This window comes from Streptomyces sp. NPDC046349 (assembly GCF_055587885.1).
The window spans coordinates 114562-133940 of sequence record NZ_JBVJFK010000005.1; the positions used below are offsets into that span (position 1 = coordinate 114562).

The following is a 19379-nucleotide window of genomic DNA, read 5'->3' on the forward strand; positions in this document are numbered from 1 at the left end:
TCGGATCGGGCAGGCGGTCAGCGGTCAGATCTGCACGTCGACGAGGAACGGTCCGGGGTGGGACAGCATCCGGCCCACCGCTGCGACCGCCTCGTCCGGCTTCTCCACGCGCATCCCGTCGGCGCCGAGCGAACGCGCCAGCCCGGCGAAGTCGATCTCGGGGTGCGAGAGGTCGAAGGAGCCCGGGAAGCCGTGCTCGGGGATGTCCCGCTCCCGCCAGTACTGGGCGATGTTGTCGTCCAGCAGCCGGTACTTGCGGTTGTTGCAGACGACGAACTTGGCGTCGATGCCGTGCCGGACCGCTGTCCACAGCGCCTGGTAGGTGTACATGGACCCGCCGTCGCCCGCGAAGCCCACGACGAGCCGGTCCGGCCGGGCCAGCTTGGCGCCGACCGCCCCCGGGAAGCCCACGCCGAGCGATCCGCCCCGGGTCAGGTGGTAGTCGCCGGGGCGCTCGGCCGGCAGGTAGCGGGTGACCAGCGGCGAAGTGGTCAGCGCCTCGTCGAAGACGATCAGGTCTCCGCCGGTGCGCTCGGCAAGGGTCCGCAGGAAGACGGCCATCGGCGTGCCGTCGTCCTCGGCGGCCGCGCCCGCCGACCGGGCACGCTCCCGGGTCCGTGCGTCGAGCCGGGCGGCCGCGGCGGCCCGCCGCTGCGGGGTCGACTGCCGCTCCAGTACGCCGGCCAGCGCGCGCAGCGCCTGCCGCGGATCCGCGGCGAGACCCAGGTCCACGGGGTGGTTCTTGGCGATCTCGTAGGCGTTGAGGTCGATGTGGACGACCTTCGCGCCGGCCCGGAAGGGGCTCTCCAGCTCGGGGAACACCTCCGGGAAGACGTAGGTGCCGACGATCAGCACCCCGTCGGCGTCCGCGACCAGTTCTTTGCTGTGGGGGCCGAACATGTGGCCCGTCTGGCCGCGCCGCAGCGGGTGCGAGGCCGCGATGTTCACCTCGGAGGAGTCGACCTCGTACACGTCGGCGCCCAGTAGCTCGGCGACGGCGGCGAGCTCGCGCTGCGCCCCGGAGAGCGCCACTCCGTCCCCGATCAGGACGACCGGCCGCTCGGCGGAGGCGAGCAGCTCGGCTGCCCGGCCCACCGACGCCGGCGAGGGCGCCACGTCCGTCAGCGGGACCGTGGCCGGCAGGACGGGCTCCGAGTTGAGCTCGTCCAGCACGTCCATCGGCAGCGCGACGAACACGGGCCCGCGGGGCGGGGTCAGCGCGATCTTCACGGCCCGCCGGACGGTGCGGAGCACCGAGCGCGGGTCGGTGACGCGGGTCGCGTACTTGGTCACGGGCCTGGCCATGGCCACCAGGTCGGACGCCATCTGCGCGTCCATGGCGTCGTAGCGCACCCCGGCGTCCCCGGCGACGACGACGAGCGGGGTGTGGCCGCGCAGCGACTGGTAGAGCATCCCGATGCCGTTGCCGAGGCCCACCCCGGAATGCAGCTGGAGCAGGGCCGCGCCGCCGGTCGCCCGGGCGTACCCGTCGGCGATGCCGGCGGCGACGGTCTCCTGGAGGGCGAGGATGTAGCGGAAGTCCTCCGCCGCGTCCACCGCGTCGAGGAATCCCTGTTCCACCGTCCCCGGATTCCCGAACATCACATTCAGGCCGTCGGCCTTGAACTGCTCGATCAGCCTTTCCCGTCCGGGAGTGGCTTCCATGAATTCCCCCTCGCCTGTCCGATTTCCCGGCGGTTTCCGGGACTACCAGCCGTATCGGGTGAGGCCGTCCTCCAGGACCTCCACGATCTTCTGCCCCGTCAGATAGGAGTCGGGGGTGGAACGTCCGGTGACGAAGGGGAAGTCCACGATCACCGAGACCGGCTTTCCGAAGTTCCCGTGGTACGCGCCCTGCGGTCCCGTCGCGTCGCGCAGGATGTATTCCAGCGGATACGGCGGCGGGCCCATGTTGAAGTCGGTACCGAGGAATCCGGTGCCGTCCTTGTAGTCGTACTCCTTGCAGTGGCCTGTCACGTGCTTGCCCCAGATGATGCTCTTGCGGTCGTCCCAGTCCCGGGCGAAGGCCAGGCAGGCGACCCCGTAGCACTCGGCGGCCACGACCTTGCCGGCCTTCCGGAAGGCCAGGATCAGGGCGTGGACGCGCTCGTTGTTGGCGAGGTCGGCGATAGGTCCGCTGCCGCCGACGATGAGGACCGCGTCGTATCCGGCGATGTCGGCGTCGAGTGCGTCGAGATCGCGGTGGTACTGCTCCAGCTTGGGCAGGTAGGCCGTGTCGCTCGTGTACGGGCGCTCGGGCACCCACGCCTCGATGTCGAGCGGCGAGTCCAGCCGGCTCGACCGCTCGAACTCCCGCCCCAGCCGGGCGTTCTCCTCGGTGGTCACCGAACGTCCCAGCGGGGGGTCGATGTACGTCGCGTCGAGGCTCGGCGGGAGCGCGTGTGCACGCTTTCCGGTCGGCGTGGCGAATACGACCTCGTAGCCCCGTTCGTCGAACTTCGAGACGGGTCCTATCAGTTCTTCGGCCCAGTAACCGTGTTCGGAGACAATGACCAGAATCTTTCTGCTCACGTATTCCTCCAGGCGCCGCCTGTTGTCGTTGGCGTCCCCCACACTGGCCGGGCCGCGAGCCTTCGTCAAAGCGCTGGCATGCGACTTCGTGAGGTAGCGGCACAGCCGACCGGGGCACCTCAGGAAGTCGTTCGCGGACGTCATGAAGTAGCCGCAGGACTAGGTGACTTCGGCCGAATCGGTGAACCATTTCGCGGGGGCCGGCCCTATGGTCTGGACGCGCCGTGAATCGCGGGCGCGCGAGCCGTGTTGCTGTGACGAGCATGAACACGAGGAAAGGGACGGCGACCATGACGATGGACCTTTTGTGCACACACACCGATCGGATACGTCCGGTGACGCCCACCGCGGTGGGCTGCGAGGAGTGCCTTGTCGCCGGCGACACGTGGGTGCACCTGAGGCTGTGCCTGAGCTGCGGACACGTCGGGTGCTGCGACTCGTCGAAGAACCGTCACGCCACCCGGCACTACCGGACCACCGAGCACCCGATCGCGGCCTCCCACGAGCCGGGCGAGGACTGGGCCTGGTGCTACGCCGACAAGCTGATGCTGGACCCGGCATGAGCACGGCCCGGGAGAGCTCCCCCGCACCGTCCGCACCCTCCTCCACGGCACCCGCCCCGTCCGCGGCCGCCGCCGAACGCGCGGAGAGCCGCAAGCCGGTGATCCTGGCCGTCGACGACGACCCGCAGGTGCTGCGGGCCGTCCGCCGCGACCTGCGCAGCGCCTACGGCGACCGCTACCGGGTCCTCGGCGCCTCATCGGCCGCCGACGCCCTGAAGATCCTCGATTCCCTCGACGAGCGCGGCCACGACCCGGCGTTGTTCCTCGTGGACCAGCGCATGCCGGACGTCACCGGCGTCGAGTTCCTGCTGGAGGCGGTCAGCCGCTTCCCGGACGCCCGCCGGGTGCTGCTGACCGCGTACGCCGAGACCGACGCGGCGATCACCGCGATCAACCGGGTCCGGCTGGACTACTACCTGCTCAAGCCGTGGGACCCGCCGCACGAGCGGCTCTTCCCCGTCCTGGACGACCTGCTCTCGGACTGGCTGGCGACCTACCGCCCCGCCTATGACGGGATCATCGTCGCCGGCCACCTGGTCTCCCCCGGCACCCACGCCGTACGGGACTTCTTCACCCGCAACGGCCAGCCGTTCCGCTTCCTCAACGTCGAGCGGGACCCGGAGGCGCTGACCCTCATCGCAGCCCAGCCCGACGGCGCCCTGCCCCTGGTCCGCTTCCCCGACGGGGCGGTGCTCTCGGCCCCGACCGACGCGCAGCTCGCAGGCCACCTGGGCCTGGCCACCACCGCGTCGCGCCCGCACTACGAGTGCGTCATCGTCGGCGCGGGCCCGGCGGGCCTGGCGGCCGGTGTCTACTCGGCCTCCGAGGGCCTGTCCACACTGATGTTGGACTCCCGCGCCCCGGGCGGCCAGGCCGGCACCTCCAGCCTGATCGAGAACTACCTCGGCTTCCCCTCGGGCCTCTCGGGCGGCGACCTGACGCGCCGGGCGACCATCCAGGCCTCCCGGTTCGGCGCCGAGATCCTGCACCCGGTGGAGGTGGTCTCGCTGACCCGCGACGACCCCGCGAAGATCCTCACCCTCGCCGACGGCACGGAGATCTCCGCCGAGACGGTCCTGCTGGCGACCGGCGTCTCGTACAACCGGCTCGACGCCCCGGGCGCCGAGCGATTCGAGGGGGCGGGCCTCTACTACGGCGCGGCGACCACCGAGAGCTCGGCCTGCATCTCCCAGCACGTGTTCATCGTCGGCGGGGCCAACTCGGCGGGGCAGGCGGCCGTCCACTTCGCGAAGTACGCCGCCCGCGTGACCGTCCTGGTGCGCGCGTCCTCCCTGGACGCGAGCATGTCCCGCTACCTGATCGACGAGATCGAACGCACCCCGAACATCGAGGTCAAGGTGCGCACCACGGTGGTCCGGCTGGACGGCGAGGAGCATGTGGAGCGGCTGACCCTCCACGACGCGGAGACGGGCCGGGACAGCGAGGTCCCGGCGCGCTTCATGTTCACCTTCATCGGGGCCCGCCCGCACACCGACTGGCTCGCGGGCGTCGTCGAGCGGGACGAGTACGGCTTCGTCCTCACCGGTTCGGACCTGATCGCGAACGGCGGCGAACTCCCGGCCGAGTGGAGCCTGGAACGCGCCCCCTACCCCCTGGAGACGAGCGTGCCCGGCGTCTTCGCGGCGGGCGACGTCCGCGCCCACTCGGTCAAACGGGTGGCCTCGGGCGTGGGCGAGGGGGCGATGGCCGTCTCACTGATCCACCGCTACCGCTCGGTGGGCTGAGACCGCTCGGGAACGGGCCGGGAGGAGCTGAGAGCGAACGCCGCGCCCTTGTGATCAAGGACACAGCCGATGCATTTTTAATTACATGATTACATCCGAACAGAGCGAACAGCTCCGCGTCTGGTTCGCCGAGCGCCTGCCGGTGGACGTCTACGAGTCCCTGGACTCGGTCACCGCCGACCGCGAGGAGATCACGGTCATCGGAGTCATCCCGGCTGCCGAGTCGGTCCGGGAGTTCCGCGAACGCACCCGCGAACAGCGCATGGAAGTGGCCCGCGAGGCCGAGGAGCTCTACCGCCGCAAGGTCGCCTGGGGCGTGCGGGTGGGTGACGAGACGACCCTCTTCACCCACCTCGCCGTCCCCGTCATGACCCGTCTGCGCCAGTCCGAGCGCCAGGTCCTCGACACCCTGGTCGCCGGTGGCGTGGCCCGCAGCCGGGCCGACGCACTGGCCTGGTGCGTCCGCCTGGTCGGGCGCAACACCGACAGCTGGCTGACGGAGCTGCGCGACTCCCTGGACCGGGTCGGCCGGGTCCGCGCGCAGGGTCCCGACGTCTCCGGCACGGCCGACTCCATGAAGTCCGGGTCCGAATGACGAATCCGCCCCACGGCGCCGTGTGATCGCGTAAGGCTGGCCGAGACCTACACCCAGGGAGAGGTACGCACCATGACGACCACCGTCGAATACATCCGCTACCGGATCGCATTGGACGACCAGCAGGCCTTCGAGGACGCGTACGCCCGGGCGGCCGAGTCACTGGCCGCCTCACCCGAGTGCATCGACTACGAACTGGCCCGGTGCGAGGAGGAGAAGGAGCGCTACATCCTCCGGATCCGCTGGACCTCGATCGAGGCCCACCTGGGCGGCTTCCGCAAGGGGGAGCACTTCCCTGCCTTCTTCGCCGCCATCCGCCCGTACGTGACGGCCATCGAGGAGATGCAGCACTACCTCGTGACGGGCGTCGTGGGCACGGGAAAGGGCGCCGGTCAGCGATGAGTACCACACCCACCATCTACGAGTGGATGGGCGGGGCGGAGGCGATGAACCGCCTCACCGACGCCTTCTACGCCCACGCCCTTCGGGACGAGATCCTGGCCCCCGTGTTCGCGGGCATGGACTCCGAGCACCCCCAGCACGTCGCGGTCTGGCTGTCCGAGGTCTTCGGCGGCCCGGCGGACTACACCGCCCACCACGGCGGCCACCGCCACATGGCCACCAAGCACCTGGGCCGGGCCATCACGGAGAAGCAGCGCCGCCGCTGGGTGGACCTGCTCATGGACACGGCCGACGAGGTCGGCCTCCCGACGGACCCCGAGTTCCGCGGGGTGTTCGCCTACTACATCGAGTGGGGCACCCGCATGGCCCTGATCTATTCGGGCCCCCACCCCCCGCCGGTCGACGCGGCCAAGATCCCGGTCTGGTCCTGGGGCCAGACCCCGCCCTGGATCCCGAAGACGGACTGACCCGAACCGGGCGGCCCGCAGGCCGCCCGGTTCCCTCCTGTCACCCCCGTGGAGCCCGGTCTTCCAGCCCCGGCGGCGCTCGAGGCGCGGGGCCAGGGGCGGAACCCGGCTTTCAGCCCCGCCGGCGCTTGAGGCGCGGGGTCGTCCGGGGCGCAGCCCCGGCAGCCGGCCCGCGCGCGGACCCGGGCTCACCCTCGGACTCGGACCCGGGCCCGCCCTCGGCCAGAAGCACCGTGAGCCCGGGCTCCCCCTCCCGCCCCCGCCAGAAGTCCACGGCCTCCTCCAGCACCTCCACGAACGTCTCCCACTCCGAAGGCCGCTCCCCGGCGTACCCGCGCCACGAGGTCACGGCAATCAGCCGCCCCGCCGCCGCCCGGGCGCCCGGCATCCAGGACAGGTCCCGCAGCGCATCCGACAGCGCGTCCCAGTTCCCGCCGAACCACTCCGGCAGCCGCAAGGCCTCCCCGCACCGGCCCATCAGCCCGGTCTTGTCCCGTACGCCCTCCAGGTCCAGCCGTACGGTCGTCCAGCCCGCGATCTCGGCGGCGGCGAGCGCCGGCGCGAGCCGCTGCGGATGCAGGGTCATCGCAGAACCGCCTCGAAGGTCTGGTAGTGGTCGTCCGTGTAGTAGTACTCCCCGCCCTCGCCGGTCACGATCCGCCGGGCCCCGCGGTCCCGCTCCCCCGGTGTGCGCACCGTGAACTCGTGGTAGTAGCCGCGCTTCTGGCGCGGCAGGACCTTTTCGAAGTTCCCGAAGACGGCGCCGTCCTGCCGGTACGGGTACGGGCCGCCCTTGTCGATGAGCGCGAGGGCGTCCCGCGCCTCCCGCGGCAGCGTGTCGGCCCTGACGACGGCCATCGCCCGCGCCCAGCCCGGAACCACGTCGGGCGCGTCGCTGGGAGCCGTACTGGACTCGGCGCTGCCGCCGACGACGGCGGGGCCGGGTTTCTGCGACCCACATCCCGCCGTCGCGACGAGCGCGACACAGAGGAACACGGCCCCCAGTGAACACAGCAGCCATCGGGGCACGTTCCGGAAGATCATGCGCCGATGGTGTCAAATATCCGATTCGCCCGCGAATCGCTCGGTCGCGTCAGAGCGCGGCCATCTTGCTGTACGGGCTCAGGATGCGCTTCTGGACCGAGCCGAAGTCGACGAGAACGGCGATCCCCTCCTCGATTCCGACGACACGGCCGAGGCCGTGCTCGTCGTGAGTGACCCGATCGCCGACGCTGAACTGCCGGATGGGCTGTTCCACGGGGGCTTTGAACGGGCTGGACGGCAAATGGCGGCGAGGAACTGCTGATTTTGTCATTGCCTCCAGTATGCGCCCCGCGGGCCGCGGCGCGGCGGCCCTTCGGATCTCGATCCGGGCACCATCCACCCCACCGGCACTCCCCGGCCGGTGTGGCGTCCGCACGGCACGCGCTCCGGCCCGCATCGGGGAGCGCGAGACGCGCTTGCGGGCCCCCGCGGGCGGGGTTGCTCCGTACGCGGCGCGGTGCCCCCGCCGGGGGCCCTACAGGTCGTCGGGGTCGGCCCGGTCCAGTGCCGGGCGCAGCCCGGGAGCCGATTCGGTCAGCAGGTAGTCGGCGACGGCCGTGTCGGTGACGAGGCTGGTCACCAGCCCCGACCGCAGCACCGCGCCGATGGCGGCGGCCTTGCGCAGCCCGCCCGCGATCGCCACGACCTCGGGGATCCGGCGCAGCCGGTCCGCCTCGACCGTGATGCACCTCTCGCCGAGGTCCCGGCCGACACGCCGGCCCTCGGCGTCGAAGAGGTGGGCCGACATCTCCGCCGCGACGCCCAGCGAAGCGTAGTGGGCCCGCTCCTCGTCCGTCAGCATGTCGTGGACGGTCGAGATGCCCGGTTCCCACGAACCGATGGAGACGGCCGCGACCGTCACCTTGTCGAAGTAGTCGAAGGCGCGGGCGATCCCGGTCTGGCTGCGCAGTGCGGCCGCGGTCGCCGGGTCGGGCAGCAGCATGGGCGCGTAGATGGGGTGCGCGTCGCCGCCCGAGACCTGCGCGGCCCTGCGTACGGCCTCGACCGATCCGCGCTCCGCGGTCCCCGCGTCGTACACGCCGGTCAGCTGGACCACGGTGCATTGCGGCAGGCGGTGCAGCGAGGCGGCCATGTGGATGGTCGACCGGCCCCACGCGAGGCCCAGCACGTCGCCCTCGCTGACCAGTTCACCCAGCAGGTCGGCGGCGACGGCGCCCAGGTTCTCCGGGTCCGGGGCGTCCTCGGTGGCGTCGGCGGGCGACTCCACCACGACGGCGTGCCGGAGCCCGTACCGGGCCCGGAGCGCATCCGACCGCTCCGCGTCGAGCTCGGCCGGGACCCGGATCTCGATCCGTACGAGGTCGCGTTCGAGAGCGGTCTCCAGAACCCGGGCCACCTTGAAGCGGCTCACGCCGAACTCCTCGGCGATCTGGATCTTGGATTTGCCCTCCAGGTAGAAGCGGCGCGCCATGGCCGCCGCCTGCACCAGCTCCGCGGGTCCCATCCGCAGGGCTGACCGTCCCGCCGACATTGCAGACACCGCGTTCTCCTCACTGCTGTTCACACTCTCGTGTTCACACTCTCGACTCGTCGTTCATCCTGTCAGATCCGACGGCCGTTGATCAGCCTGGACAGCTCCCGTTCACCGAGCTGTCCACCAACGCTCGGCTCAGTGGTCGCAAGCCCACGGCGCCGCAGCGATCGCCGCGCCCGCCTGGTCACGCAGCGTGCGGACGGCGGCCGCCGGATCGACCGCCCCGTAGACCGCACTGCCCGCCACGAAGACGTCGGCGCCGGCCTCGGCGCAGCGCTCGATGGTCGACGCCGATACCCCGCCGTCGACCTGGAGCCACAGCTCCAGCCCGTGCTTGGAGATCAGCTCCCGGGTACGGCGGATCTTGGGGAGCATGATGTCGAGAAAGGGCTGGCCGCCGAAGCCGGGCTCGACCGTCATGATCAGCAGCATGTCGAGCTCGGGAAGGATGTCCTCGTACTGTTCGATCGGCGTCGCGGGCTTGAGCGCCATGGAGGCCCGCGCCCCCTTCGCCCGGATCTCGCGCGCGAGACGTACGGGCGCCGCCGCGGCCTCGGCGTGGAAGGTGACCGAGCCCGCGCCTGCCTCGACGTACTGAGGGGCCCAGCGGTCCGGGTTCTCGATCATCAGGTGCAGGTCCAGCGGGATGTCCGTGGCCCGGCTCAAGGACTCCACGACCGGCACGCCGAGGGTGAGGTTGGGGACGAAATGGTTGTCCATGACGTCGACATGCAGCCAGTCGGCCCCCTCGACGGCCTTCGCCTCCTCGGCGAGACGGGCGAAGTCGGCGGACAGGATGCTGGGATAAATCTGAGCGGCCATGCCCCAAGCCTGCCATGCCTGGGGCCGGTTCCGGCCACGACCCCGCAACTCAGGATTTACGTAGCAACGCTAAGGCGATGACGGAGAACATTTAACTTTTTCTTAGAGATCAGCTTCGGCACGGTTCTGTTCATGACATCCTCGCCACACCCGCACCCGGAGCGCCGCTCCCGTCCCCACCGGACGGCGCCCGCACCCGCCCCGGGAGGCGCCACCGCCCCCTCCCCCACCGGTTCCCCCTGGCGCCATCAGGACTTCCGCACCCTCTTCGGCGCCACCACCCTCAACCAGCTCGGCACCAACACCGGCTACGTGGCAGTCCCGCTGCTCGCCCTTACCGCCCTCGACGCCGGCCCCGCCCAGGTCGGCACCCTCGCCGCGCTCTCGACGCTCGCCTTCCTTCTGATCGGCCTGCCGGCCGGAGCCTGGGTCGACCGCCTGCGCACGAGGGCCTGATCCGGGCGAACACCGCGATGGTGACCCTCATGGCCGCCGCCAACATCGCCGGCCGCGGAGCCGGCGGCGCCCTGGTCGCCGCACTGACCGCCCCCCTGGCGCTGGCCTGCTCCTCTGCGGCGTACCTCGCCTCCGCGCTCCGCCTCACCGGCATCCAGGCCGTACCCACCCCGCCGGCCACCGCCCGGACCCCGCTCACGACCCGGATCCGGGAGGGGCTCCAGCACGTACTGGGCCACCCCGAGCTGCGCGCCCTGGCCCTGGCCGCCACCCTGAACAACCTGGGCGGCGCGGTCCTCAACACCATGCTCCCGGTCCTCTTCGTCCGCGAACTGGGCCTGTCCCCCGCCTCGCTCGGCCTGTTCTGGGCGGCCGGTGGCGTGGGCCTGCTCCTCGGAGCCCGCCTGGCCCGGCCCTTCGCGGCGCGCGTGGGCTACGGGCGCGCCCTGCTGCTGACCCTGACCCCGGCGGCCCTGCTGGTGCCGCTGCTCGACCACGGCCCGTGGCTCTGGCTCGGGGGCGGCGCCTGGCTGCTGACCATGATGAAGATCGGCTCGGACAACGTCCTGGGGGTCAGCCTCCGCCAGCACCTCACCCCGGACCCCCTGATGGGTCGCATGAACGCCACTTTCCGCTTCACCCTCACCGGCGCCGTGGCCCTCGGCTCCGCCACCTCGGGCCTCCTGACGGAACTCACCACCCTGCACACCGCCCTTTGGACGGGCGCCGCCCTCCTGTCCCTGTCCTGGACGCCGGTGGCCCTCTCCCCCCTCACCCGACGGCGCGGCCCGATGCCGTGAGGGGGCTTCAGCCAGGTCCGGGGCAGGCGAGCGGGGGTGGAAGGGCGGGGGTGGAAGCCTCCCGCACGAACCGCGCTCACCTGCGTCGCCCGGGGATCCGCTGCACCATCCCGGACAAAGTCGGCCAAGCGCTTCACCACAAGCAGCGCGGGGGTCGGCCGCCGAAATTCGGTCCGGTCCACGACCGCGAGCACCACGCGGTCGAGTTGTCACTCCACGGCGGCATCGAGGAGAATCCGTGCCAGCTCGCGCGGCTGGGAGAACATCGGCCAGTGTCCGGTGTCCATCCTGATCAGCCGCCAGTGCCTGCTGTCCAACAGCTCGGCTACGTCTTGGTCGGGCTCGGCATCCTCGGGCTCAGCCCCCGGGAGCACGCACAGGATGTAAGTCGCCGGAAGTTCGCCGAGCGACCTCGCCAGCACGGCGGGCTCGGTCAGCGTGGCGCCTGGGTGAGGCGTCGAGCCGCGGACGAGGCGTGCGATCTGCTCATCGGTGAGACCCTCGCCATCGTAGTGAGAAGCCGGCGCGGGCGGCCAGAACCCTCCGTTTTCGGCGATCGATGCCTTTACCGCCGCTCCGCCGTCCGGCCAGGCGGAGACAAACGACTCGCCGTCAGTCGGAACACTGGAGTCCACGAATACCGCGCGGGCCAGCCGGTCCCCGATCCGCTCCGCGGCCTGACCGACTGGAATGCCCGAGTAGCTGTGACCTACCAGGACCACGTCACGCAGGCCATGGCGTTCCACCTCGGCAACGATGTCCTGGACGTGAGTCGCCTGCCCCGCCGGGACACCCCGCTTGTCAGCAAGGCCGGACAGTGTCAACGGGTAAACGCCGTGGCCCGCCGCACGCAGACACGGCGCGACCTCGTCCCACGCCCACGCCCCGAGCCGTGCACCTGCAACCAGCACGAAATTCACCATGCTCGTACCGTAGCCGAGCAGCCTAACGCTCCCTGGAAAATACTTTCGATACGCGCCGTGGGTGACGCGCACGGCCAACCAGCCCTGGACGCGGGGCATCCGCGTCGGTGTCGTCGTCCGTGCCGACCGGGCCGCGGGGAAGCACCCGGTCCAGCCACTTCGGCAGCCACCAGTTGGCCCGGCCGAGGAGTGTCATGGTCGCCGGTACCAGCACCATGCGTACGACCGTGGCGTCGATGAAGATCGCGGTGGCCAGGCCGAGCCCGAACATCTTGGCGGAGGGGTCGTCGGCGACGGCGAAGGACAGGAAGACCGCCACCATGATGAGGGCGGCCGAGGTGATGATCCGGGCGGTGCGCGAGATGCCCTCGACGATCGCCGTGCCGTTGTCGCCGGTGCGCAGGTACTCCTCGCGTACGCGGGAGAGGAGGAACACCTCGTAGTCCATCGACAGGCCGAACAGGATGGCGAAGAGGAACATCGGGATGAACGACACGATCGGAACCGTCGCTTCCAGCCCGATGAGTGCGCCTCCCCAGCCCCACTGGAAGACCGCGACCATGATGCCGTAGGCGGCGCCGATGCTCAGCAGGTTCAGCAGCACCGCCTTGAGCGGTACGAGTATCGAGCGGAAGACCAGCATCAGCAGCAGGAACGACATCGCCAGCACGGCGGCGACGAACGCCGGCAGGCGTTGGCTGGTGCGCCGGCCCACATCGGACAGGCTCGCGGCGGCGCCGCCGACGTGGGCCCTGGCCGGGCCGTCCCCGATCGCCGTGGGCAGCACGTCGGTGCGCAGCCGGGCGATGGTGTCGGCCGTGGCCTTGTCCTGAGGGCTGGTGGTCGGGAACACCACGAGGGTCGCGATGCCGGTGGCCCGATCGACGTGCGTCGGCGCGACGGATGCGATGCCCGGATCCGCCGCGACCGTTGCGACGAGACGGTCCACCACTCCCGGATCACCGGTGGGGTCCGCGGCGATGACGAGGGGCCCGTTGGTGCCCGGGCCGAACCCCTCGGCGACGAGGTCGTACGCGCGGCGCTCGGTACGGCTCTGCGGCAGTGAGCCGTCGTCGGGCAGGCCGACGCGCAGGCCGAGCACGGGCAGCGTCGCGGTCAGCAGCAGCCCCGCCGCGCCGACCGCGTACGGCACCGGGTGCCGGCTGACGTGCCCGATCCAGCGACGCCACCCGGCGGCTCGGGCGGCGCCGGCCGCCGGCTCCCGCCGCCGTGCGGGTCGGCCCGGCTTCGTGGTCCGCAGAGCCCGGCCGATCCGGCCGGGCCGGGCCAGGCGCAGGCCGGCGGCGCCGAGGAAGGCCGGCAGCAGCGTGACCGACGCGAGCACCATGATCAGGACGACGATCGAGACGGCGACCCCGCCCACCGTCATGAACGGCACGTTCGCGACCGCCAGGCCGAGGATCGACACGACGACGGTGCCGCCGGCGAAGACCACCGGCCGCCCCGCCGTGGCCACCGCTCGTCCGGCCGCCGCCTGCGGATCGAGCCCGCGCGCGAGGTACTCCCGGTGCCTGGCGAGCACGAACAGCGCGTAGTCGATGCCCACTCCGAGCCCGACCATGCTGCCCAGGACCGGTGCGAAGGTGGGGACGTCCGTCACCCCCGCCAGTACCGTCATCGTGGCGACCCCGACGGTCAGTCCGAAGACCGCCATGCCGATCGGCAGCGCGGCGGCGACGAACGAACCGAACGCCAGGAACAGGATCGCGGCCGCGGCGAGGAGGCCGATCAACTCGCTCACGCCGCCGTCGGGGTCGGAGAAGGCGTAGAAGAGGCTCCCGCCCATCTCGACGCGCAGGGGCAGTTCGGCGCGCAGCCGGTCGCCGAGTGCGACGAGGGCGTCGAGGTCTTCGGCCGACAGCCGGCTCTGGTCGGGGTACTGCACCCGGACGACCGCGATCCGCCCGTCGGCCGAGACGAGGCCGCCGTGCACGGCGGTGTCCCCGCCCGTGTCGAGCGCCCCCGCCGGGTCGCTCGTGCCGAGCACGTGGGGCAGCCGCTTCACCTCGGCCTGCAGCCGCGTGAGAGCGGTGCGCGCGCCGTCGTCGTCGAAGAACGTCGCAGCGCCGTCGAGGGGGGTGACGACCACTTGGGCGGTCATCCCCTCCTGGCCGGTGCCGGCCCGCTCGATCAGCTCCGCGGCCCGCTGGGAGTCCAGTCCCGGAGCGGTCATCGAGTCCGCGGTCCGCCCGCCGAAGGCGACGGCGGCGAGGACGGCGAGCGTGGCGGCGATCAGCCATGCCGCGATCACCCGCCAGGGATGACGGGCGGCGCTTGCGCCCAGGCGCAACAGGGCTTTCGAGAGCATCGGGTCCTCCAACCACCTGGTCGGCCGTCCTTGTTCGGCCGCCTGTCCCGAGGCTCCTCGCCACGGCGCTCCGCGACATCGGCCCGCGGGCCGCGGATCCGTCGGCCCCGGGGCGGAGTGACGACCCGTCCTTTCGGCCGATGCGCGGCACGCCGCGGTCCCTAGGCTGGGAAGCGTGCTCCGAGACGACCTGCGAACCCTGTGGACCGAACCCCGGCCGCCCGACGCGCCCGCCCGGGTGCGCCGGGACTGGGCACTGCTCGCCGCGGGCCTTGCCGGTGTGGCGCTGGAGGCCACCCTGCGCGAGAACGTCGTGTGGCGGCCGGTGGCGGTGGTGTTCACCGTATGGCTGTGCCTGTTGCCCCTGTGGCGCCGGACCCGCCCGCTGGCGATGGTGACGCTGGCGTTCGGCTCGGTGACCCTGCTTGCGGTGGGCTCGCTCGTCGCCGCGCCGCGCGAGCCCGTCGGTCTGTACACCGGCATGGTCGTGCTCGTGCTGGTGTACGCGCTGCCCCGGTGGGGATCGGGCCGCGAGATCGTGCTGGGCGGCGCGGTGATCCTCACGGCCGGCGCGCTGTGTTCCGTCACGGACGAGACCCCGTTCGTCGAGAACGTCGTGGGCTTCGCCTTCCTGCTGCTGCCCGGCGTGGTCGGGGCTGCCGTGCGGTTCCGGGTGACCTCTCGCGAGCGGCAGTTGGAGCAGGTGCGCTCCCGCGAGCGCGAGCAGCTCGCCCGGGAACTGCACGACACGGTGGCCCACCATGTGTCGGCCATGGTGATCATCGCCCAGGCGGGCCGGGTGCTCGCGGGAACCGACCCGTCCGCCGCCGTCGAGGCGCTGGAGGGGGTCGAGGAGGAAGGGGCGCGCACGCTGGAGGAGATGCGCGCCATGGTCGCCACGCTGCGCGACCGCGGGGTCGGCGCCGAGCTGGCGCCGCCTGCCGGTGTCGCGGATCTGGAGCGCCTGGTGCGTACCCCGGGGGATCGCCTCCGGGTCGACCTGGGGCTCGACGGCGAGCTGGACGCGCTGCCCCCGGCCGTGGACGCGGCCGTCTACCGGATCGTGCAGGAGTCGGTGACCAACGCGCTGCGCCATGCGGTCGACGCGACCGAGGTCGTCGTCCGGGTCGCCGCGGAACGGCATAGGGTACGGGTGAGCGTGCGCGACAACGGCCGGCGCACCGGCCGGGGTCGCGACGGATACGGACTTACCGGATTGCGCGAGCGCGCGACGCTGCTCGGCGGCACACTACGAGCCGGCCCGGGTACCGACCGGGGCTGGCATGTCGACGCCGAACTGCCGAGAGCGAGGAGCGAGAGCGGTGTCCATTCGCGTCCTCGTCGCTGACGACCAGACGATCATCCGCACCGGGTTGCGGATCATCCTGAACGCCCAGCCCGGCATCGAGGTGGTCGGCGAGGCCGCCGACGGGCGGGAGGCGGTACGTCTGGCCCGCGAACTGCGCCCCGACGTCTGTCTGTTCGACATCCGCATGCCCGTACTCGACGGGCTCGAGGCCACCCGGCTGATCGCCGGCCCGGGCGTCGCCGACCCGCTGGCCGTGGTCGTCATCACCACGTTCGACCTCGACGAGTACGTCTACGGTGCGCTGCGTGCCGGCGCCCGCGGATTCCTCCTCAAGGACACCGGACCGGACCTTCTGGCCCAGGCCGTACGGTCGGCGTCCGGCGGTGAGGCGCTCATCGCGCCCAGCGTCACCGTCCGTCTGCTCCAGGCATTCGCGGACCTGCCCGCCGGCCGGCCCGTGGCCCAGCCGGTCTCCCCCGTCACCGCCCGCGAGGAGCAGGTGCTCCTCGCCGTCGCTCGCGGCCTGACCAACACCGAGATCGCCGATGCACTGCGCATCAGCCTCAGTACGGTGAAGACGCATCTGGCCAGCCTGATGGCCAAACTCGGCGCCCGCAACCGGGTCGAGATCGCGATGTGGGCCTACGAAACGCGCCGTATCCTCCCCGGAACCTGAGCCGTGTGCCGGGCCGGGTCCCACGAGTCGCCGCCCGGACATCGGTGCACCGGTCGGCTCACGTCGGCACCACGCGCCTCACCCGCCCAGAGCCTGACGTACCAGGAGGCCACTCGTTCGTCCTGGACGGCCGGCAGATACTCGCCGAACCGCCTGCCTGCCTGCCTGCCTGCCTGCCTGTCGGACCCTGCGCACGGGAGACGATGGGAAGGGCACGGATCAACGCCCGCGACGAGCAGCTGACGTCGAGCACGCTCATGGCCGATTCCACGCCCCGGCGGCCCGCTGCCTCGCCGCAGGTCGTTCGGCGTCCCGCACGCCTTCCGGGCAGTCGGCCATGTCCCCGCGCGGACCGGCTCCGGTCCCGCTGAGTTCGTCGCCCACTAACCGAGCGCCGCGTCGGTGAGGTCCGGTCCCAGCCCGTCGATGAAGTCGGGAACCCCCAGCCCGTAGCCGACGGCCCGTCCGTAGTACGTCGGCTCGCCGGGCTCCGCCGCGACGCCGAGCACCAACTCGAGCTCCTGCAGTGCGGCGGCGAGCCGGGGCGCGTTGTTGGCGTGGGTGAGCGGCTGCGGCCGGCCCCGGAAATCGCACTGGCCCCAGACGTCGTGGTGCACGGACAGCTCGACCCAGATGTCCCTCTCATCAGGCACCAGAAGGACTTCCACCAGACGGTGCTCCTTGTGACGTACACCCGCGGCGTCGAACCAGGCGCCTGTTCCCGACAACGTGATTCCACCGATCTGTGCCTGCGGATGACCGATCGGCCGGCAGGCGCGCAGCGCATCGGGCAGTGCCGGATCGTCGAGCGAACGTGCGCCGACGCTCAGCCTGCTGTGCACACCGAGGCCGCCCCTGCCGGGCTGGAACCATGACCACTCCAGTGAATGCAGCTCCAGCAGGTCGTGCTTCGCGAGCACCGCGCTCATGTGTGCGGCGTTCGTGAGCGCGAACTCCAGTCCGGGACCCGTCACGTCGTCCAGGTTCCAGGTCCACGAGCCGCTCTCCTGGGGCGCGCGCATCAGCATGGTCGGCACATTCTCCTGCGTCGGGGCGGCGTCGCTGCGAAAGGTGTGGTGGTGACCCGCCGAAGAACCTTCGGCCGCGTTCCGACGAAGACCGCGTTCGGCCCGGAATCCCGGCCAATTCCGGCAGGTCGGCCGTCCCCGTCACGCAGTTGCGACAGAGCGCGGACCGGTCCGACCCGGTCGGTTCAGGAGTCGGCCGACAGGAGCTGGACCATGCCGGCCGAGCTCGCTTCCTCCGCCGTGACGTGGACGACTCGGACCCTCCAGCGGCGGGCACGTGAACCGGAGCCTGGTAAGGCAACCCGCCGCCAAGACACTCGACCTTGAGGTCGGATCCGGCACGGCGGAATCCACGAGTACGCCGGTTCGTCCGCCGGTACGAGCACCCCGGCGCCGGCCCCGCCGACGGCGATCCCGCCCGCCAGGCCGTCCGCCACCGCGCAGCTCGGTCGTGGTCGTCAGGAGCGGTGGCCTCCCCCACCATGACCCCGGACTCCGTGCAAGCCGTGCCACGGGGGCCGGCGCCGTCACGGGGACGACGGTCAGAGGGCCGCCCGTCGACTCCACCCGGGCGGTGGGGGTGCGGGACGCGTCGGCCGCGGCGGGCGCAGAGGGGTTCATGGCGCCAGTGTGCAGCCGCCCACTGACAGGACGGCCCGGTCAGGCCGACCCCTCGGGCCTCCCTGACCGGACCGGCGAAGCGCTCTCTACGCCGTGCGGCGCAGGAGGGCCAGATACATCGCGTCGGTGCCGTGCAGGTGCGGCCACAGCTGGACGTCCGGGCCGTCGCCCAGGGCCGGGACGCCCGCCATGTAGGGCCGGGCGTCGACGAGTTCGGCGGAGACCGGCGCGTGGCCGGCGCCGCGGCCCTTGAGGACGTCGTCCACCACGACCCGGGTCTCCGCCAGGTGCGGTGAGCACGTCGCGTAGCCGACGACACCGCCGACCCGCACCGCCGACAGCGCCTGCCGCAGCAGCCCTCGCTGCAGCGGCGCGAAGCCCTCCAGGTCCTCGGGGCGGCGGCGCCAGCGGGCTTCCGGGCGGCGGCGCAGCGCGCCCAGGCCGGAGCACGGCACGTCCATCAGGACGCGGTCGAAGGAGCCCGGCAGCCACGCCGGCCGGGTGCCGTCCGCCGCGATGACCTGGTACGGGCCCGGGTTGCCGGCGAGGGCCCGCTCCACCAGCCGCGCCCGGTGCGGCTGCTTCTCCGAGGCCAGCAGGAACGCCCCGCGCTCGGCCGCGAGCGCGGCGAGCAGCGCCGCCTTGCCGCCCGGGCCCGCGCAGCCGTCGAGCCAGCGCTCGTCACGGCCCTCGACCGGCACGGCCGCCAGGGCCATCGCCACCAGCTGGCTGCCCTCGTCCTGCACGCCGGCGCGGCCCTCGCGCACCGCCTCCAGCGCGCCCGGCTCGCCTCCCTCGGCCATTCGGACGGCGTACGGCGACCAGCGCCCGGGGAGCGCCGACTCCTCACCGACCGCCTCCAGGAGCTCCTGGGGCGTGGACCGGCCGGGCCGCGCGACCAGGGTCACCTCGGGCCGCTCGTTGTCGGCCTCCAGCAGGTCCTCGATCCCGGCGCGCCCGCCGCCCAGCGCGTCCCACAGGGCGCTGACGACCCACCTGGGGTGCGAGTGGTAGACGGCGAGGTGCTCTTCGGCATCGTCCTCGTACGGCGGCGCGACCCGCTCCAGCCAGCCGTCCAGGTCGTGAGCGGCGATCTTGCGCAGCACGGCGTTGACGAACTTGGCGCGTCCGTCGCCGAGCACCACCCGGGCCAGTTCCACGCTCGCCGAAACGGCGGCGTGGGTGGGGATCCGGGTGCCCAGCAGCTGATGCGCGCCGAGGGAGAGGACGTCCAGGACCGGCGGGTCGACCTCGCGCAGCGGGCGGTCGATGCAGGCCTTGATGACCGCGTCGTACGTGCCCTGGCGGCGCAGCGTCCCGTAGACCAGTTCGGTGGCCAGCGCCGCGTCGCGCGCCTCGAACTTCTCGTCCTGGCGCGCCTTCCTGAGCAGCGGCGGCAGGACGAGGTTGGCGTAGGCGTCGCGTTCGTCCACCGCCCGCAGCACCTCGAAGGCCAGCAGCCGGACGGGGTCCTTCTGGGGCCGACGGTACGGCTTGGCCTGCTTGCCGCCCGCGCCCGCGGGAGCGGGCTTGCGACGGGGCTGACGGGGCTGTTCGCTCACGTGAAAGGTG

At 72.0% G+C, this 19379-nt stretch carries 21 protein-coding genes; 9 read left to right on the forward strand and 12 right to left on the reverse strand.

Annotated elements, in window-relative coordinates:
* Positions 1 to 24 precede the first annotated feature (24 nt).
* Together ACZ6JS_RS13510 and ACZ6JS_RS13515 are read right to left on the reverse strand one after the other, a co-directional pair.
* Complete coding sequence (locus ACZ6JS_RS13510) at positions 25 to 1665, reverse strand: thiamine pyrophosphate-binding protein (RefSeq protein ID WP_469297763.1); 1641 nt, start codon at positions 1663 to 1665, stop codon at positions 25 to 27.
* Positions 1666 to 1707: 42 nt separating this feature from the next.
* A complete protein-coding gene (locus ACZ6JS_RS13515) occupies positions 1708 to 2532 on the reverse strand; it encodes a type 1 glutamine amidotransferase domain-containing protein (RefSeq protein WP_469297764.1) in 825 nt (274 codons plus the stop codon).
* A 296-nt stretch (positions 2533 to 2828) separates the two neighbouring features.
* Here ACZ6JS_RS13515 and ACZ6JS_RS13520 point away from each other — a divergent pair, with 296 nt between their 5' ends.
* Positions 2829 to 3095 carry a UBP-type zinc finger domain-containing protein gene (locus ACZ6JS_RS13520; RefSeq protein ID WP_469298109.1) on the forward strand — a complete coding sequence of 89 codons (267 nt, stop codon included), beginning with the start codon at positions 2829 to 2831 and terminating at the stop codon, positions 3093 to 3095.
* Here ACZ6JS_RS13520 and ACZ6JS_RS13525 read toward each other — a convergent pair.
* Positions 3062 to 3223: a hypothetical protein gene (locus ACZ6JS_RS13525; protein ID WP_469298111.1), complete on the reverse strand. Its 162-nt coding sequence runs from the start codon at positions 3221 to 3223 to the stop codon at positions 3062 to 3064. The two genes, ACZ6JS_RS13520 and ACZ6JS_RS13525, sit on opposite strands and share 34 nt — an antisense overlap.
* On the opposite strand from ACZ6JS_RS13525, the gene ACZ6JS_RS13530 reads away from it, so the two are divergent.
* From ACZ6JS_RS13530 to ACZ6JS_RS13545, 4 genes are all read left to right on the forward strand, one after another.
* A complete protein-coding gene (locus tag ACZ6JS_RS13530; protein WP_469298113.1) occupies positions 3200 to 4840 on the forward strand; it encodes an FAD-dependent oxidoreductase in 1641 nt (546 codons plus the stop codon). The genes ACZ6JS_RS13525 and ACZ6JS_RS13530 overlap by 24 nt on opposite strands.
* A gap of 85 nt (positions 4841 to 4925) precedes the next feature.
* Positions 4926 to 5435, forward strand: coding sequence for a hypothetical protein (locus ACZ6JS_RS13535; RefSeq protein ID WP_469297765.1), 510 nt, complete (start codon positions 4926 to 4928; stop codon positions 5433 to 5435).
* 72 nt (positions 5436 to 5507) lie between these two features.
* Positions 5508 to 5837 (forward strand): putative quinol monooxygenase, encoded by a 330-nt coding sequence (locus ACZ6JS_RS13540; protein ID WP_060178492.1) that lies wholly within the window; start codon positions 5508 to 5510, stop codon positions 5835 to 5837.
* Positions 5834 to 6304 carry a group II truncated hemoglobin gene (locus ACZ6JS_RS13545; protein ID WP_469297766.1) on the forward strand — a complete coding sequence of 157 codons (471 nt, stop codon included), beginning with the start codon at positions 5834 to 5836 and terminating at the stop codon, positions 6302 to 6304. The genes ACZ6JS_RS13540 and ACZ6JS_RS13545 overlap by 4 nt, the downstream gene beginning before the upstream one ends.
* Positions 6305 to 6416: 112 nt before the next feature.
* Here ACZ6JS_RS13545 and ACZ6JS_RS13550 read toward each other — a convergent pair whose 3' ends face one another.
* The 5 genes from ACZ6JS_RS13550 to rpe all read right to left on the reverse strand — a co-directional run bounded on the left by ACZ6JS_RS13550 (position 6417) and on the right by rpe (position 9665).
* Positions 6417 to 6890 carry a barstar family protein gene (locus ACZ6JS_RS13550; RefSeq protein WP_469297767.1) on the reverse strand — a complete coding sequence of 158 codons (474 nt, stop codon included), beginning with the start codon at positions 6888 to 6890 and terminating at the stop codon, positions 6417 to 6419.
* Positions 6887 to 7348: a guanyl-specific ribonuclease gene (locus ACZ6JS_RS13555; RefSeq protein WP_469297768.1), complete on the reverse strand. Its 462-nt coding sequence runs from the start codon at positions 7346 to 7348 to the stop codon at positions 6887 to 6889. Before ACZ6JS_RS13555 ends, ACZ6JS_RS13550 begins: the two co-directional genes overlap by 4 nt.
* Positions 7349 to 7397: 49 nt before the next feature.
* Complete coding sequence (locus ACZ6JS_RS13560; RefSeq protein ID WP_030841491.1) at positions 7398 to 7619, reverse strand: CarD family transcriptional regulator; 222 nt, start codon at positions 7617 to 7619, stop codon at positions 7398 to 7400.
* 204 nt (positions 7620 to 7823) lie between these two features.
* Positions 7824 to 8840, reverse strand: a complete 1017-nt coding sequence (locus tag ACZ6JS_RS13565; RefSeq protein ID WP_030036651.1) for a sugar-binding transcriptional regulator — start codon at positions 8838 to 8840, stop codon at positions 7824 to 7826.
* Between the two features lie 138 nt (positions 8841 to 8978).
* Positions 8979 to 9665, reverse strand: a complete 687-nt coding sequence (rpe, locus tag ACZ6JS_RS13570; protein ID WP_361764718.1) for a ribulose-phosphate 3-epimerase — start codon at positions 9663 to 9665, stop codon at positions 8979 to 8981.
* Positions 9666 to 9797: 132 nt separating this feature from the next.
* Between rpe and ACZ6JS_RS13575 the strand changes: the two genes are divergently transcribed.
* Complete coding sequence (locus ACZ6JS_RS13575) at positions 9798 to 10121, forward strand: hypothetical protein (protein WP_469297769.1); 324 nt, start codon at positions 9798 to 9800, stop codon at positions 10119 to 10121.
* A 29-nt stretch (positions 10122 to 10150) separates the two neighbouring features.
* A complete protein-coding gene (locus ACZ6JS_RS13580) occupies positions 10151 to 10921 on the forward strand; it encodes an MFS transporter (protein ID WP_469297770.1) in 771 nt (256 codons plus the stop codon).
* A gap of 209 nt (positions 10922 to 11130) precedes the next feature.
* Here ACZ6JS_RS13580 and ACZ6JS_RS13585 read toward each other — a convergent pair whose 3' ends face one another.
* Both ACZ6JS_RS13585 and ACZ6JS_RS13590 read right to left on the reverse strand, forming a co-directional pair.
* Entirely contained in the window at positions 11131 to 11844 is a 714-nt protein-coding gene (locus ACZ6JS_RS13585) for an alpha/beta fold hydrolase (protein ID WP_469297771.1), read from the reverse strand.
* A gap of 22 nt (positions 11845 to 11866) precedes the next feature.
* Positions 11867 to 14173: an MMPL family transporter gene (locus ACZ6JS_RS13590; protein WP_469297772.1), complete on the reverse strand. Its 2307-nt coding sequence runs from the start codon at positions 14171 to 14173 to the stop codon at positions 11867 to 11869.
* 175 nt (positions 14174 to 14348) lie between these two features.
* Between ACZ6JS_RS13590 and ACZ6JS_RS13595 the strand changes: the two genes are divergently transcribed.
* Together ACZ6JS_RS13595 and ACZ6JS_RS13600 are read left to right on the forward strand one after the other, a co-directional pair.
* Positions 14349 to 15521 (forward strand): sensor histidine kinase, encoded by a 1173-nt coding sequence (locus ACZ6JS_RS13595; RefSeq protein WP_469297773.1) that lies wholly within the window; start codon positions 14349 to 14351, stop codon positions 15519 to 15521.
* Positions 15496 to 16158 (forward strand): response regulator, encoded by a 663-nt coding sequence (locus tag ACZ6JS_RS13600; protein ID WP_469297774.1) that lies wholly within the window; start codon positions 15496 to 15498, stop codon positions 16156 to 16158. The genes ACZ6JS_RS13595 and ACZ6JS_RS13600 overlap by 26 nt, the downstream gene beginning before the upstream one ends.
* A gap of 383 nt (positions 16159 to 16541) precedes the next feature.
* On the opposite strand, the gene ACZ6JS_RS13605 is transcribed toward ACZ6JS_RS13600, so the two are convergent.
* Positions 16542 to 17186, reverse strand: a complete 645-nt coding sequence (locus tag ACZ6JS_RS13605) for a hypothetical protein (RefSeq protein WP_469297775.1) — start codon at positions 17184 to 17186, stop codon at positions 16542 to 16544.
* Between the two features lie 707 nt (positions 17187 to 17893).
* Positions 17894 to 19369, reverse strand: a complete 1476-nt coding sequence (locus ACZ6JS_RS13610) for an RsmB/NOP family class I SAM-dependent RNA methyltransferase (RefSeq protein ID WP_469297776.1) — start codon at positions 19367 to 19369, stop codon at positions 17894 to 17896.
* Positions 19370 to 19379: the final 10 nt, after the last annotated feature.